Annotated in this window: 9 protein-coding genes; 1 reads left to right on the top strand and 8 read right to left on the bottom strand. The window is 41.0% G+C overall.

The features are described 5' to 3' along the window. Positions 1-545: 545 nt before the first annotated feature. Positions 546-2,264, top strand: a complete 1,719-nt coding sequence (locus AC0INN_RS04030) for an RICIN domain-containing protein (RefSeq protein WP_273647713.1) — start codon at positions 546-548, stop codon at positions 2,262-2,264. An 80-nt stretch (positions 2,265-2,344) separates the two neighbouring features. On the opposite strand, the gene AC0INN_RS04025 is transcribed toward AC0INN_RS04030, so the two are convergent. The 8 genes from AC0INN_RS04025 to AC0INN_RS03990 all read right to left on the bottom strand — a co-directional run bounded on the left by AC0INN_RS04025 (position 2,345) and on the right by AC0INN_RS03990 (position 17,077). After that, positions 2,345-4,072, bottom strand: a complete 1,728-nt coding sequence (locus tag AC0INN_RS04025) for a sodium:solute symporter family transporter (protein WP_273647712.1) — start codon at positions 4,070-4,072, stop codon at positions 2,345-2,347. A gap of 3 nt (positions 4,073-4,075) precedes the next feature. Further along, on the bottom strand, positions 4,076-5,233 hold the full coding sequence (locus AC0INN_RS04020) for an aldose epimerase family protein (RefSeq protein WP_273647711.1): 1,158 nt from the start codon (positions 5,231-5,233) through the stop codon (positions 4,076-4,078). Positions 5,234-5,260: 27 nt separating this feature from the next. Then, complete coding sequence (gene araA / locus AC0INN_RS04015) at positions 5,261-6,757, bottom strand: L-arabinose isomerase (protein ID WP_273647710.1); 1,497 nt, start codon at positions 6,755-6,757, stop codon at positions 5,261-5,263. A gap of 38 nt (positions 6,758-6,795) precedes the next feature. After that, positions 6,796-7,506: an L-ribulose-5-phosphate 4-epimerase gene (locus tag AC0INN_RS04010; protein ID WP_273647709.1), complete on the bottom strand. Its 711-nt coding sequence runs from the start codon at positions 7,504-7,506 to the stop codon at positions 6,796-6,798. Positions 7,507-7,539: 33 nt separating this feature from the next. Further along, the gene (locus AC0INN_RS04005; protein WP_273647708.1) at positions 7,540-9,240 is read right to left on the bottom strand and encodes a ribulokinase; all 1,701 of its coding nucleotides are present in this window, start codon (positions 9,238-9,240) and stop codon (positions 7,540-7,542) included. A gap of 128 nt (positions 9,241-9,368) precedes the next feature. Further along, a complete protein-coding gene (locus AC0INN_RS04000) occupies positions 9,369-11,357 on the bottom strand; it encodes an alpha-L-arabinofuranosidase C-terminal domain-containing protein (protein WP_306611844.1) in 1,989 nt (662 codons plus the stop codon). Positions 11,358-11,409: 52 nt separating this feature from the next. Continuing rightward, positions 11,410-14,043, bottom strand: coding sequence for a beta-glucosidase (locus AC0INN_RS03995; RefSeq protein ID WP_273647706.1), 2,634 nt, complete (start codon positions 14,041-14,043; stop codon positions 11,410-11,412). Between the two features lie 295 nt (positions 14,044-14,338). Beyond that, a complete protein-coding gene (locus AC0INN_RS03990; protein ID WP_306611841.1) occupies positions 14,339-17,077 on the bottom strand; it encodes a T9SS type A sorting domain-containing protein in 2,739 nt (912 codons plus the stop codon). Between the last annotated feature and the right edge of the window lie 147 nt (positions 17,078-17,224).

Raw genomic sequence — 17,224 nt, 5'->3', positions numbered from 1 at the left:
GGATTTTTTTTTGAGCTAACCTGGAAATTTCAGCTGGCAAATAAACATTTGCGCCTTTTTATAGAAGTATCATAAAGAAAATTTATGATAAGGTTTTCTATTTTCCCTTTCAAATAAAACAATTATAACTATTTGCCAATTATTATATTTATGATATGATTTTTTTATGTTAATTTTAACTAAAATATTGCCATATATTTAAATAAATATGTATTTTTATACAAAACTAACAACAACAAATATCATTTATTTGAATTTTCATCATATCATGCTTCATGCGTGAAAAATGGAGAAAAAGAGAATAAGGGTTTTCATATCTGAAACCTGACAGAGATAGTCCTGTCATTTCCTCCCCGTGATTAATGCCGAAAAACCGCAACAGATTACAACACTTTGAGATAAGCAGTTTTTAGTCAATACGCCCTGTCCAGTCAACTATCCCATTAAGATTTAAAAAAATCGAGTATCTGCATGATCCTTCTAAGGGTAAAGAGGAAAAAATCGATCACCAAAAACAAAATTAATAACCCTTTAATATATAAATTATGAGAACAAACACAATGTGGCTATTTATGGCCTTTCTGTTAACCATTCTTTCGGGCTGCTCCCGGATGGAAAAAACTTTACAAGAAGAACCTGAAAACAATGTAAGCGCCAATGCCAGTGCAAGAGCATTGGCAGCAACTCCAATGCTGCATGTTGGAGGCAGATACCTTAAAGACCCTTGTGACAATAACGTTATCTTACATGGGGTTGCCATAACCCCCAGCCCCTGGTTCAATGGATGTCAATATGGTGCGAATTCCGGCTACTGTACCTGGGATAATTACAATGTACAGGGTGCTCTGAACTACAACAAAGCTGTTATGAACAAGCTCAGCAGCGCTTCCGATGGCTGGTACCTCAATTACATCCGCCTTCATATTGATCCGTATTGGACCAATGATCCCGGACCGGCTATCCCGGAGAACGATATCTCAAGATTCAATTACAGCCGCCTGGTTACCTACACCGATCAGGTAATTATCCCACTGATCAACCATGCCCGCAGTCTGGGAATGTATGTCATCCTTCGCCCACCAGGTGTATGCCCAAATCGTATTGCAGTCAATGATGCGTACCATAGCTATCTGAAGACCGTATGGACTTTTCTGTCTCAGCATCCCGGATTAAAGAATGCTGACAATGTGATGTTTGAATTAGCTAACGAACCTGTTGAAATCCTGGGAACAAATGGTGCTTGGGGTAGTACGGGAAATGAGCATTTTGCAGCACTCAAAAACTTCTTTCAGCCACTGGTTAATATCATCCGTAACAACGGAGCCAACAATGTTTGCTGGATTCCGGGTACAGGCTGGCAATCGCATTATCAAGGCTATGTCAATAATCAGATCACAGGAGGTAATATTGGCTACGCTGTTCATATTTATCCCGGTTACTGGGGTGGTCTCAACAACTATCAATCCTTTCAGAACGCATGGAATGTCAACGTTAAACCGATTGCAGACATTGCACCGATCGCCATTACCGAGACCGATTGGGCACCACAAGGATATGGTACCTTCGGCATTGGTAATACCGGTACGGCAGGCGGAAGCGGATTTGGTGCCAATTTAAAATACATCGTGGATCAATCCGGCAATGTAAGCTGGAATGTTCTTGCCCCGGATAACCTCCTCCACAAAGGCGATCCTAATGCAGGAACAGCTTACAACAACGATTGGGAAGCCTGCGCTGCCCCGGTTAAACAGTGGTTTCAGCAATATGCATCCTCCAACTACCCCGTTGCCAACTGCAACACAAACAGTAGCCTGGTTAATAATGGTATTTATGAGATCGAATTTCAGACTGATGCCAACAAAGTAGTTGATCTGAAATCAGGAGAAGACGCCAATGGTGCAGTATTAAGGCCATGGACAAGGAATGGCGCTGCTGCACAGCGATGGGTTGCCATTGACGCAGGTAATGGCTACTGGCGTTTTGTATCCAAAGCCAGCGCAACCAATCGTTGTATTGATCTGGCCAGCAATAGTAATACATTGGGAACTTCGATCAGGCTTTGGCAGAACTATAGTAATGACGCACAAGCCTGGCAGGTAGTTGCTGTCTCTAATGGTTATTACAAAATACTATCCAAGGTGGATCCTACACGCGGCTGGGATATTCCCAACTGTACCATGGATGGTAATTCAAACTTACATCTTTGGGATTATTATGGTACATCCTGCCAGCTGTTTAAGTTCAAATTTATAGCAATGAACTAAACGTACATAACCAATTCTAAGATCAAAAAAAATAGGATGCTTTTTCAGCATCCTATTTTATTTGTTATGTATAATAATTTCTACCAAAACCTTACATACAAGGCCGTCAGTAAAAGCAGCGTCATTACGATCAATACTAAAGTTCTGTTATCCACTTTAAACATCGTCACATCAATGGCAAAAGCTTTAGGGTTTACTTTCGGACCTGCAAGACTGATCAGGATCATCACGATTATCGTGATAAAGAATGACCATCCCATATTGATCAGGAAAGGAATCTCGGTAATGGTATGAACTACACCATTCTCCAGCTTTTCATAAGTGAATGCAGTATACAACCATGTTTCTTTCCCGAAAATCTCTACAGCAAAACTGTTGAAGAAGATCGCCAGGACAAAACCTAAGATAACTCCTACCAATGCAGCTGTACCGGTTGTTCTCTTCCAGAACATTCCCAGAAGGAACATGGCAAAAACTCCAGGACTGATAAAGCCTGTATATTTCTGGATAAATGTGAAACCTCCTTCACCTCCAATTCCTAAAACGTCTGTCCAGGTAAAAGCCAATGCAACCATCATGGCAATAATAATGACCCAACGGCCTGTTCTCACCATCTGGATTTCGGTGGCATCTGTTTTAAGGTATTTTTTATAGATATCCAGCGTAAAAATAGTTGAAATACTGTTCACTTTTCCTGCCAGTGAAGCCACAATCGCTGCGGTCAAAGCGGCAATAGCCAATCCTTTCAATCCTACTGGTAAAAATCCTAATATTGCAGAGTAGGCTCCGTCTTTCACTCCGTTGAATCCCGGAAGATGTCCTTTTGAATATAAAACATAAGCGGCAATTCCCGGAAGCATTACGATTACAGGCATGAATAATTTCAGAAAACCAGCAAACAGAATTCCTGTTCTTGCCGTCTTCAGATCTGCCCCTAAAGCTCTCTGGGTGATGTATTGATTACAACCCCAATAGTTCAGGTTAACAATCCACTGACCGGCAAAATACATCGCCAAACCAGGTAATACGACATACTTCTGTACATCCAGATTCTGAGGCATTGCCAACGTAGTTGTGGTGGTTGTTGGTTTTTGAAGAATCAGCTTAAAGTGCTGCGGAGCCTCATTGATCAGGGTATTAAATCCTGCTAAAGCATTTCCTACAGCTGCTCCGTTGATTCTCTGGTCCACAATCTGCAGCGCCATATACACCGTTGCAAAACCACCAATGATAAGAACTGCCACTTGTATAACGTCTGTATATCCTATCACTTTCATACCTCCAAGACCAATCAGAAGGGCCATAAGCAGAAGAGCGATCATAATACCGTGAAGATGTTCTCCTCCCAGTAAAGTATCAATAGCAAGAGCACCCAGATAAAGGATAGAAGTAAGATTCACGATAACATACAGAAACAGCCAGAATACAGCCATGATCAGTGAAACAGATTTGTTATACCTTCTCTCCAGAAATTGAGGCATGGTATAGATCTTATTTTTAAGATAGATCGGAATAAACCAGACCGCAATAATAATCAACGCAAGAGCAGCGATCCATTCGTAAGCGGCAACAGCGATTCCGACAAAGAAACCTTCGCCACTCATTCCGATAAACTGTTCAGCAGAAATATTGGAAGCGATTAAGCTGGCTCCGATAGCCCACCAGGTCAAAGATCCTTCGGCAAGGAAATAATCTTTACTTCCTGTAGATTCAGATTTTTTCTTTTTATAGATCCATAATCCGTAGGAAGCTACCACTACGAAATAGATCAGAAATATGATGATATCAATAGTTGCTAATTTTCCCATAGTTTAGTTTTTAACGGAGAATTTATAGATGGTTTTCGAGTGGTATTTCTGCCCAGGCTTCAATTCTGTAGAAGGGAAAGAAGGCTGGTTTGGTGAATCAGGAAAATGCTGGGTCTCTAAGCAGAATCCTGTTCTGAATTCATTTTTACCACCTGTTTTGGTATCAAATTTTCCGTCAAGAAAATTTCCGGAATAAAACTGCACACCAGGCTCATCGGTGAAAACTTCCATCAGCCTTCCTGTTCCCTGATGATATACTTTGGCGATACTTCTAAGTCCTTTTCCATTCAGGATCCAGTTATGGTCATACCCTTTTCCTTTTTTCAGCTGATCGTCGTCTGCACTGATATCTTTTCCGATCGGTTTTGATATCGTGAAATCAAAAGGAGTCCCTTTTACAGCTTTCTGCTCACCTGTAGGAATTAAGGTTTCGTTCACCGGAAGAAAATGATCTGCATTAATCTGCAGTTCATGATCAGTAATCGTTTTAGTAAAATTCCCGGACAGGTTAAAATAAGAATGCTGGGTAAGATTTACCACTGTAGGCTTATCCGTCTCAGCCTCGTAAGAAATTTCCAAGGCGTTGTCGTCTGTAAGCGTGTAAAAAACAGTTGTTGTTAATTTCCCCGGATATCCTTCTTCACCATCTGCACTGATATAAGATAATTTCAATGTCGGAAATTTTGCATCTTTTACTGCCTCAATATTCCAGAATCTGGTATGAAATCCCTCCTTTCCTCCGTGAAGGCTGTTGGGACCATCATTTTTATCAATTTCGTATGTTTTACCTTCCAGTGCGAATTTGGCATTGGCAATCCTATTGCCGTATCTTCCGATCAAAGCACCGAAATAATAAGGGTTGCCATCGAAATATCCTTCGGGTTTTGTAAAGCCAAGCACTACATCTTCGTATTTCCCATTTCTGTCCGGAGCGGTTAAGGATGTGATAATTCCCCCGAAGTTGATGACCTCAACTTTCATCCCGTTTTTATTGGTCAACGTATATTTTTTAATAGAATCGCCTTTTGGCGTCACTCCATAGTCTGAAGTAGAAATATTCTCCATTTTTCCTGAAATATCCTGTTTATTATTTTCTTTTTTACAGCCGAAAATAATTAAAAATAATAAAATAAAAATGCCGTTATATGTTGTTTTTTTCATAATTATTTACATATTTTTTAAAATTAATTAACGATAATACATTTCATTCCAACGAAGTGTATTTTTAAAGTCACGCATTCTGGTATCTTCATCAATGACTAATGATTCAATTCCTGCTATCTCAGCAAAATCTTCCAGCTGTTCTGCTGAAATATTTTCACTGTAACATGTATGGTGTGCCCCTCCTGCCAGTATCCAGGCTTCTGCGGCCGTATATAAATCAGGAAGAGGTTTCCATAAAACCCTTGCTACCGGGAGTTTTGGCAACTCTTCTGTAATTTCCAATGCTCTGGTTTTATTGATCAGCAGTCTGAAATGGTTTCCAAAATCCATCAGGGCAGCATTCAGAGAATCAATATTTCCTCTGGAGTTAAAAACAAGACGAACCGGATCTGCTTTTCCTCCGATTCCCAGTGGATGTATCTCACATGAAGGTTTCCCGGCAGCCAGCACAGGGTCTACTTCCAGCATATGGGAGCCTAAAATAGAAGGATTGGAAGGGTCTAAATGATAGGTATAATCTTCCATAAAGGCATTTCCACCTTCAAGGCCCTGCCCCATTGTTTTCATGGCACGTACGAGTGCTGCTGTCTTCCAGTCTCCTTCGCCTGCAAATCCGTATCCTTTCTGCATCAGTCGCTGTACGGCAATTCCCGGCAGCTGCTCCAGCCCGTGAAGGTCTTCAAAGGTATCTGAAAATCCTTTAAATCCTCCGTCTTTTAAAAATTTTTCAAGTCCTAGTTCAATTTTTGCGGCGGTGTGAAGTGAGCTTCTGTTGGCTCCTCCTTCCAAAAGGGAAGCTGCCATATGATAAGAAGATTCATATTCTTCCATAAGGCTTTTTATTTCTCCCTCACTTACAGAATTGATAACGCCTACAAGATCACCTATTCCCCAGGTATTGACTGAAAAGCCGAACTGGGTTTCAGCTTCCACCTTATCACCATCTGTAACGGCTACAAACCGCATATTATCTCCGAAACGTGCAAATTTAGCGCCCTGCCAGTCGTCCCATCCTGCTGCAACACGGCTCCAGTCACCGATCTGCTTCTGAACCCTTTCTTCCGACCAGTGCCCAACCACTACTTTTCTGTTCTTTCGGAGCCTGCTTACCATAAAACCAAATTCACGGTCCCCGTGAGCCGCCTGGTTAAGATTCATAAAATCCATATCCATCGTGGACCATGGAATATCTCTGTTGAACTGGGTATGCAGATGCAGAAGAGGCTTCTGTAAAATTTTTAGTCCTCTGATCCACATTTTAGCGGGTGAAAAGGTATGCATCCACGTGATTACTCCTATACAGTTTTCTGCATGATTAGCGGCTGCAATGGTTTCAAATATCTCTTCGGTAGTTTTTACCGTTGGCTTTACAATGACTTTTACCGGGATGAAAGAAGATTTTTCAAGTTCTGCCACAATTTTCTGTGAATGGTCTGCCACCTGGGCAAGTGTTTCAGGTCCGTATAAATGCTGACTTCCTGTGATGAACCAGACTTCTTTGGTATTGAGAGGTGTTAACATAATTTTGTTGATCGTTAATAGTTGTTATGTTGAAGTGTTTAGTGTTTAAATTCCTGTCCGTAATAAGCATTCTTGCCGTGCTTACGTTCATAATGTTTTTTGATGAGTGAGTCTTTCAGTCGTTCCGCATCAGGATTGATCTGTCTGGTGAGATAAGCCATTTCGGCAATGGTCTCCAGTACTTTGCTGTTGTAAACTGCTTTCTCTGCATTTTTCCCCCAGGTAAACGGGCCGTGATTGCCGATCAGAACCATTTCTACCTCTTCCGGAGAGAGCTGTTTTTGTTTAAAACATTCCAGAATCTGTATTCCTGTATTGTATTCGTAGTTTCCTTCAATCAGCTCATCCCGCATAGGCGGAGCGCAGGGAATATCTGTCGTAAGATGGTCCGCATGAGTGGTCCCGAAAACAGGAATATCCATTTGTGCCTGTGCCCACGCTACGGAATAGATCGCATGGGTGTGGGAAATTCCACCGATGTTTTCCCAGTTTTTATACAGATAAGCATGGGTTTTGGTATCGGAAGAAGGTCTGAGACTGCCTTCGATGACATTGGCATCAAAATCCAGAATCACCATATCTTCAGGCTTTAAAATGTCGTAGGGAACACCGCTTGGTTTAATGGCAAAAACACCTTTATCACGGTCTACAGCACTCACATTCCCGAAGGTATAGACCACCAGCTTCAGGGCATCCAACTGCATATTCGCTTCATAACATTCTCTTTGGAGTTCTTTATAGGTATTCATTTTGAGTATATTAAAAAGGTTAAAATGGGAGAATCAGGAGTTCTGAAGTTCCTTCCTGTTGTTTTTCAGTTTGGTATTGTATTCTACAAAATCAGCGAGCTTTTGGTATTGCTGCATTAATTCTCTGTAGTGTTGTACTTCTTCCGCTTTCGGATGGTATTCCGCTTCAAATGCAGAGCCCATTTTCATGCTTGCTTCCTGTACGGTCGGATAAATTCCTGCTGATACAGCTGCATAAACAGCAGCCCCTAACGCGGGAGTCTGGTCCGAAGCGGCAACAACAATCGGCATATCCAAAACATTAGCGAGTGTCTGCATGATAAACGGCGATTTCCTTGCTACTCCTCCGATTCCGATCACTTTATTGATTTTCACCCCTTCCTCTTCAAAACGGTCAACGATCTTTTTAGCTCCGAAACAAATAGCATTGACCAAAGCTTTGAAAATATGAGGAGCTTTTGTTCCCAGAGAAAGCTGACTAATTGCTGCCTTAAGTTCCTGGTCTGCATCCGGTGTTCTCCTTCCGTTTACCCAGTCCAATGCAACCGGAACAGTATCTGAAAGAGGAATTTTTTCTGCTTCAAGGGTCAATTTTCTGATAAGTCCGTCCTCCATTTCTTCAGCGAGCTTTGTTTTCTGCTCCTCTGAAATACTTTCGGAATGCACCATAACCTGGTGAACCGGCCACATCAGGATATCTTTATACCATGCCAGAACATCTCCAAAAGCTGACTGTCCTGCTTCAAGCCCTATCAGTCCGGGAATTACGGAGCCGTCAACCTGTCCGCAGATTCCTTTTACAGTTGTGTCCCCGATAGCTTCCTGCGAGGCAACCATAATGTCACAGGTGGAAGTTCCCATGATTCTGATCAGTGTATTTTCTTCCACTCTGGCTCCTACAGCTCCTGAATGGGCATCAAAGGTTCCTACGGTAATGATGGTTTTGGTGGTAAGACCGGTTTTTGCGGCCCATTCTTCATTCAGGTAGCCGGCAATTTCATCTGAAGTATAGGTTTCCTTGTATAATCTTCCTCTGAGCGCTCCCAGAGAAGGATCTAGCCTGTTGAGAAACTCTTCGGAAGGCAGACCGCCCCACGACTCATGCCACATGGCTTTGTGGCCGGCAGCACAACGGCTTCTTTTGAATGTTGCCAGGTCTTTATGATCTGATAAAAGATAGGTCAGATAATCACAGTGCTCCATCCAGGTGTACGTAGCATTTTTTACCTCTGCATCTGCTCTGCTGATGTGCAGTATTTTAGCCCAGAACCATTCTGAAGAGTAAATACCGCCTTCATATCTTGTATAATCTTCACCACCCCAGGTTCTTGCAAGGGTATTGATTTCTTCGGCTTCACGAATGGCAGTATGGTCTTTCCATAAAACCATCATGGCATTGGGATTCTCTTCAAATCCCGGAACCAGCGCCAGAGCAGTTCCATCACTTGTTACTGGTAACGGTGAAGAGCCTGTAGTATCAATACAAATACTGACGATCTGCTCTGCCGGTATCCCGCTTTCTTTTACTATTTCTGAAATCGTTTTTTCCAGACCTTCAATATGATCTGAAGGATGCTGTCTGAAACTGTTGGCTGAAGGATTACAGAATCGGCCTTCCTTCCATCTCTGGTAGTAGCTGACTGAAGAAGTTATTTCGGAACCGTTTTCAGTATCAATAAGGACGGCCCGTACGGAATCTGTACCGTAGTCCAGCCCGATAACATATTTTTTCATGGTGGTGAAACGTTTTTGATTATTGAGATTTTAAATTCTCCTGATGAGATAAAAACAAATATAAGATTCTATTTTAAATAAATGTAAAAAACACACTTATTTTTTATAACATACTATAAAACAGTTTTTTAAATTGTTTTCACCTTTAAAACAACCAAAGAATTGCCCGGAATTTCTGTTGAAATTTCACCTTTTTTAGCTTCTGAATTCTCCTCTTTGGGTTTCACAGGTTCAGCATCGAAATTATTTTCACTGGAAAGCTGCGGCGCAGACAGAAGAATTTTGGTTACTTTTTTACCGATTTTCAGAGTTTCTGGTTTGATACTTACCGTTTTAGCCTGAGTATCAGTATTGACCATTTTAATAATGATCTCATTATTTTTGGCATCTTTTACAGCTGTAGCATATAATTTTTCCTGGCCGGATACCGCTTTTCCGTTATGTTCTATTTTTAATACATCCGTTCCTTTATTGTTGGAAAATAATTTATGAACATAATAATTCGGGGTCGCGTAGGATTTCAGATTATTGAACCAGATGAGATCGGGCGTCCACTGCCAGCCGTCAGCATGGGCAAAAAGCGGTGCGTAGGAAGTCATATAGACCACATCTGCGTTTCTTTCAAGTCCGGTCATAAAAGCAGCTTCTGAAAGAGCGGTTAACCAGTTATTTTTATTATCAGGCTTTACCACGCCTACAGACTGGGCTGCATATTCCCCGGCAAAAACTTTTGGCCCGGAGCGGTCATACTGGTCGTATCTGCCTGCATTTTTCATAAACCATTCGGGGGAATTGTAATAGTGCTCATCAACAATCTGTGCATTAAGCTGCTTCAACTCTTTCCATCCATATTCGAAGAACTCGCCGTCGGGTGACGGTCCACTTCCGGAAATAATCTTAATGTCAGGATATTTTGTGTGAATGGCTTTTTCAAATACTTTATAGCGTTCGATATAATCCGCTCCCCACTGTTCATTTCCCACTCCGATAAATTTTAAATTAAAAGGCTTTGGATGCCCCATTTCAGTACGGATTTTACCCCATTTTGTGCCGGAATCTCCGTTGGCAAATTCAATCAGGTCAAGGGCATCCTGAATATAAGGATCAAGGTCTTCCATTTTCACCAACTCCGCTGTGTTGAACTGGCATGCCATTCCACAGCTCAGAATAGGAACGGGTTCTGCACCCAGATCTTCGGAAAGCTGGAAATATTCATAAAATCCCAGTCCGAAAGACTGTCCGTAATCCGGTGTAAGACGATGTGGAAATCCTGTACTCCATTTATTGATAAGATATTCGCGGTCTGCTACATTTCCTATTGTTTTTTTCCACTGATACCGCTCAGCCAACGTTCTTCCTTCTACAATACAGCCTCCAGGAAATCTCAAAAATCCGGGCTGCAAATCGTATAGTTTCTGAACGAGATCTTTTCGTAAGCCGCCTTTTCTGCCTTTCCAGGTGTCTTGCGGGAAGAGGGATATCATATCCATGTTCACGATGCCGTTTCCGGTAAATGTAATCCGCAGTTTTGCTTTTTCTACAGTTTGAGGTGCTTTGAAAACAGCTGTATACTTCTGCCATCCCTTTTCTTTTATGAGTATGGAAACTGAAGAAATTTCCTTTTCATTTTCATCAACAAGACTTGCCTTTACCGCAGCAACATTTCCTGAAACATTCTGCAGATTAAAACTGAAATCATATTGTTCTCCCTGATGAAGCCCTATTCCTCTGAATCCTTCATTCTCCAGAATATATTTTTTATCATTCAGAACGGTAATTCGTGCGTAATTTTTATTGGTTTTGGCAGGATCAGAATAAATGGTCAGAAATCCGGAATACAGATTAGGGGAAAGTGTTTTTGTATTGGGCTGTTTCCATCCTGTGAAAGGTTCATCAAATTCAAAGCTCCGGTTTTTAATTAGTTCCGCATACAATCCGCCATCTGCTGCAAAATTGATGTCTTCAAAAAAAATCCCGTACATGGTGGGCTGTATTTTAATAGGTGTAGAGGTTTCTTTCAGATCAAGGTTAAAGGTACGAACCGTATTATTCTGAGCCGAAAAAAAAGCAGCACTGAGGGAAATCGCGATGGAAAATATTTTATTTTTGGTTGTCATAGATCGTTATTTTGAAAACTAAAGCATGTCTCAATTTGTCTTGAATCAATTTTTATTTTACTGTTAATGGAATGCTTTTCAACACGGCTTCATCAGAAGTTCCGCCATAAAAAATGGTATAGTCGCCAGGTTTTGAAACCAGATCATCTGCTTTTTCATCATAGAAGGCAAATGAATCTTTGGAGAGGGTCAGCTGAATATTTTTTGTTTCTTTAGATCTGATTAAAGTCCTCTCAAAAGCCCTTAACGTTTTTACCGGTGCCTGGGTATCATTATTTCTTTTGATATAGACCTGAGCGACTTCTTCGCCATCCCTTTCTGAAACATTGGTTACCGGAATTGTGATCGTCACATTTTCGTTGGTATTGATAGTATTTTTGCTGAGTTTTGAATCTCCATAAACAAATTTTGAATAGCTCAGGCCATGCCCGAACGGATAAAGAGGTTTTTCCGTCATATAACGGTAGGTTCTTCCCTGCATATCATAATTCTCAAATCCTTCGTGTTTGCTTGTCTTTGAAAGAGCGTTATCCAGCTGCTCAAGGTTTTTGTAAAAGGTAATGGGTAATTTTCCTGAAGGGTTATAATCCCCTGCCAAAACATCTGCTACGGCCGTTCCTCCTGATTGTCCGCCATACCAGGCATTCAACAGGGCATCATAATTTTTCTCATCCTGTTCCAATCCCAGAGCACTTCCGGTACAAAGAACAAAAACAACAGATTTTCCGGTTTTTCTAAGCTCCGCTAACAGTTCCCGTTGCACTTTAGGAAGGGCAATCGAAGTTTTGTCACCTCCTCTGAAGCCTTCTGCATTTACCATCATCTCTTCACCTTCCAGACTTGGAGAAAGTCCGCCTGCAAAGACAATAACGTCTGCATTTTTCACCTTTTCCCTCACCGAAACAAAATTAACAAGGTCTTTTCTGTACACTTCAAAAGTGATACTCACATATTTTCCTTTTTGTGTATGACGCAGTTCTATCTTGTATTCTTTTCCTTTTTCCATTTTTACAGGAAACTCTGAAGGATGTCTTGCATCAGGTCCTTTTCTTGTGGCAATTTCTTTTCCGTCCACGAAAAGGGTATAGACATCGGAAGTGGAAGCAGAAAACACAACCTCTCCTGTATAGGTACTTTTAAAAATCCCTGAAATGATGGCTGAGGTATTTTCTCTTCCTACATTGGGTGCAAGCTGGGTTCCTCCAAAACTGTTGTAGCTGATTGCAGTGGAATTTACGGAAGTATTTGCCGGCTGGCCTTTGAATTCATTGTTATTAAAAAACGTTACTTTCATTCCTTTCGAGCCGTTTTTCTGACTGATAAAATTCTGATAGAGTGAGGTTCTGGACGAAGGATCTGTTACTTCGCTTCCTTTTTCGTAGATAATTTCAGCGTTTGGAAATTTGGTTTTGATTCCGTCTAAAATCGTGACAATTGAAGAAGGAGTTCCGTTATAGTTTCCTAACTGCATCAATCCGTCGTTGGCGTTTGGTCCTACAACGGCAATTTTTTTAATACTTCTGCTGAGAGGCAGAACATTCTTTTCGTTTTTCATCAGCACAATTGATTTTTGTGCCATTTTCAGTGCCTGCTTTTTATGTTCTTCAGAATCGACTACAGAATACGGAATGGTATTCCAGTGAACGGAAGATTTCGGATCAAGCATTCCCAGCTCAAACCATCCTTTCAGGATTCTGCGCATCGACTCATCAATATCCTTTTCGGTAATCAGTCCGCTGGCAAGAGATTTATTCAGATTGTTATAAGTATCTCCGCATTCCAGATCCGTAGAATGTTTCAGGGCATCTGCTGCCGTTGTTTTTTCGTCAGGATGGGTGCCGTGGTATTTTTTCTGAAAGAAATCGGCCAGTGCCCAGCAGTCTGAGACCACCATTCCGTCATACTTCCATTTTCCACGGAGAATTTCAGTAAGTAAAGTATTGTTTGCACAACATGGCTGTCCGTCAAAAGCATTGTAAGCGCACATCACTTCTCTTACATTTCCTTCCTGAACCAATGCTTTGAAAGCGGGAAGATACGTCTCATACAGATCTTTTTTTGAGATTTCTGCGTTATAAGAGTGGCGGTTCCATTCCGGTCCGCTGTGTACCGCAAAATGTTTGGCGCAGGCGTGGGTTTTAAAAAATTTCGGGTCGTTTCCCTGCAGACCTTTTACTGCAGCAACACCCAGAACAGAGGTCAGATAAGGGTCTTCACCATAGGTTTCCTGGCCTCTTCCCCATCTTGGGTCACGAAAAATATTGATATTGGGTGTCCAGAAGGTCAGTCCTTCATACCGTCCTGTTTTTAGAGCCTCATCAAAAGATCTGTTGTATTTTGCCCTTGCTTCATCAGAAATCATTTCAAAGGTTTTAAAATGCTCCGGAACATCCCATGTGGCCGCCATCCCGATTGCCTGAGGAAAAACAGTAGCTGTTCCTGCTCTTGCCACCCCATGAAGTGCTTCATTCCACCATCCATAGGCTGGAATTTCCAAACGCGGAACTGCCTGGGAATTATCCATCATCATTCCTATCTTTTCTTCTGTAGTCAGCAAAGTAAGAAGGTTCTCTATTCTTTCATTAACCGGAAGATCCGGGTTTCTGAATGGGTATTTATAATGATTCTGAGCAAAAAATAAAGATGCTGCCAGTGTTGCACATAGTATTAATACAATTCTTTTCATAGGTAGTATGGTTTCAATAAAGTCCGAAAAAGGCTGTGGATTTTGTGATTAATCATTTTTAAACCACTGATTTCACAGATTTTTACGGATAATTATGTTTTCATTCTTATTTTACACAAATTGCCAGTATTATTCAGCAACAATGCAATGAAAAACAAATATAACGTTCTATTTTAAATAAATGTAAATAATACACTTAAATTAAGAATAAATCCTACTTACTTTTGGTTTTCATCTACTAAATTGTGGAAATAAAGCCACCACAAGCAGTGCTCATGATGGCTTCGGATTCAGTTTACTCTTTGATGAATTTTTGTTTTACGATTGTATTATTTTTTTGAGTAACCTCAATAAAGTAAATACCGGCCGGGAAATCTCCCACATTAATTTGGTTTTTCCCTGAATTTATTTTCATTCCGGATCTGATGATGCTTCCTCTTCCGTCAAAAATGGTGGCAGCAGCTTCTGACAGATCAGAATCAATGAAAAGCTCTGCTTTTACCGGATTAGGATATATTTTTACAAACTCTTTTTTAATTTCAGCAGAAATATCTCTGGTGCTTAACGATCCGAAGTTTAAAGGAAGAACGTTGGCAGAATAAGTATTTTCTTCTGTAAGATATGCTTTGAAAGTACCAATTAAAGGCTCATTTCCGGCAGTTACTTTATAGAAACCTGTTACTCCGTTTTCTGTTTTCAGCACATAAGCATTCGCCGGAACTTTGATGCCCTGGTAAACTCCGTTCATCTGATTGACCGTGATTGCTTTGGGTGTGGAAACATTTCCTGTACCGCTGAAAGTAATATTCCCTGTCGCATTGACGATTACCGGAGTGTTTGCAGGAATGATTCCGTTTGAAATTGCGGTACAGCTGATATTATTGGCATTCGGAGACATCAGATAAGCAGTAACTCCGGAAGGTATATTAGCCTGGAATGGCAGGATCAGCACATCGTAACCATTAAATGTACGGCTGTAAGAGGCAGCATTGGCTGTGAAGTTAAACGGCACCTGAAAATCCATACCCTGACCGGAAAGGATAAGATTTGAACATGTAGTACCGGAGATCACATTATTGGCAGATGAACTTACGTTTGAATTTACATAATAAATGCTGTTAGAGTTAGCACTCATAGGCTGCCAGTTATTGGAGGAAGTAACTCCTGCTGCATTTCTGAAGTCTACAGAAGTGTAGTAGCCATTTTCCAGCGCATCCATCAGATAGCTGTCACTTGCGGAATAGGTACCTCCGAATTTTGAAGCAATTTCATTACCTACATTGAAATAAACATCTCCCAGATTAATCGTAAGCACAGAGCTGTAATTGGAATTTCTCAGTCCTAAAATTCCTTTGCATCCGTCTGTAAGCACCTGCCTTGAAATATCTAAGGTGATATCGAAGTTTCCTCCCTGCGGAAAATTAATCTTGCCGTAATTATATGATTTCGTTACGCCCTGGCTGTTGATATAGTATAAAGTCGTATTGTCTGAGTAACTTTGTCCCGCCGTTGTATAGCTGTTTACATGCAGGATCAGTTTATTGTACCTATCGTTAAGCTGAAGATAACCATTAGCTGCGGTCATGTTATTGCTGATAAGAGGACTTGGATTGGAGAACGTCACCGTTGTATTGCTGATATTGAATCCTGTCCCAAAAGCTGCACTGGTAGGAGTTTGTGTTTCAATTTTATTATAATGAATATCACCGCCTGTCATGAGAGAAGCAGGCCTGTCACCGCTTTTATTAAAAACGAAAGTCATGATACTGGAAGGGCTGATATCAGCAGTAGGCCGGAATGTTGCCGTACTCAAAGAAATAGGTGTGCTCACCATATTGGATTGCGTATTGGTCAGTACTTTTGTTCCTGAAGTCGTGTAAAAAGGCAGATCAACTTTTAAACTATAGGAGTTCTGAGAAGGATTAATAACCATAAGAACAACCTGATTTCCATCCTGCGAAATATAGGTAGAACCCTGTAAAACACCTGTTTTGTCATCCCATTTAGCTTCTATTCTCGTCTTTCCTGTTGTGTATTTGGCATAATGAGAAAGGATGTAACCTCTTTTGGTCATTACACCTGCGGGAGTTCCGTAAGTTCCGTCACCCATTAAGCCATAATAACGTTTGGCAGAATAATGAATCCAGGCATTGACATTACCCAATAATGCATTGTTGACACTGCTGGCAAAGGTAAATGCATCTGTATTCCAGCTGAAGTCACGGGCCGGCTGGGTGGATGAAGAGTTCCAGTTGATCAGATATTCTGTCTGCCAGATTTCTTTATTATAATTCTGGAATTGTTTGTAGGTAGACTGCATAAGCCCGTATTGATGCCCTCCATACACTTCAAAATTGGCCATTGCCGCAGGATCCAGCAAAGCACTGGCAAAATTATCCGTAAATCCCACACTTTCCGGGGCAATCACTTTACAATTGATGAGTTGCCCGTAATTCTTGATGAAATTGGTAATTTGCGCAGGAGTCCAGATGCATCCCTGATACTGTGCCATTTCATCCGGTTCATTTTGAATGGAGATATAATCAAGATCTACTCCATTGTTCTGGAGATAGGTAACAAAGCTGTTAAGATAAAGCGCATAGTCCTGGTAATTTTCCGGCTTTAAATATCCCACCTGCTGTACTCCGTTCGCATCAGTATACACTGCATTCACATGGTTATTGGTTTTCCAGGCTGCGGGCATGGTCCAAGGCGAAGCAAAAATGGTAAGCCCCATAGATTTGGCGAGCTGTGCTGTAGCTAATACAGAACTCCAGTTGCTGCTGTTTTCGGGAATATATAATCTCATAATATTATATCCACCTTCACTGGAAGCTCCCCAAAGCTTCTGAATCTCTGATGTAGACATATGGTTATACGCAAACTGGGGACTGCAGACAAATCCTCCGAATCCTTTTATTTTCTGATAAGGAATATTCTTATCAATTTTTACAGTTGTAAGCTGTCCATGCAGCATCAGGCTACAAAACAGAGCTATAGAATGAATGGTTACAAGACTTAAAATTTTTTTCATAATGGTTTAGTTTTAGATAGTCGTGATTTTGATCGTAAACAATTAAAGTAAGGGCAATAGACTCCCTATCAAGACGGTTGATTTTCAAAAACCGTCAGGAAAATACCCTGAATACTATCAGGCAGCGATCTGTTAAATAAAGTTGCT

This window comes from Chryseobacterium subflavum, from assembly GCF_055762745.1.
The sequence above is the reverse complement of the archived record's forward strand: the minus strand, read 5'-3'. Positions and strand labels throughout refer to the sequence as shown.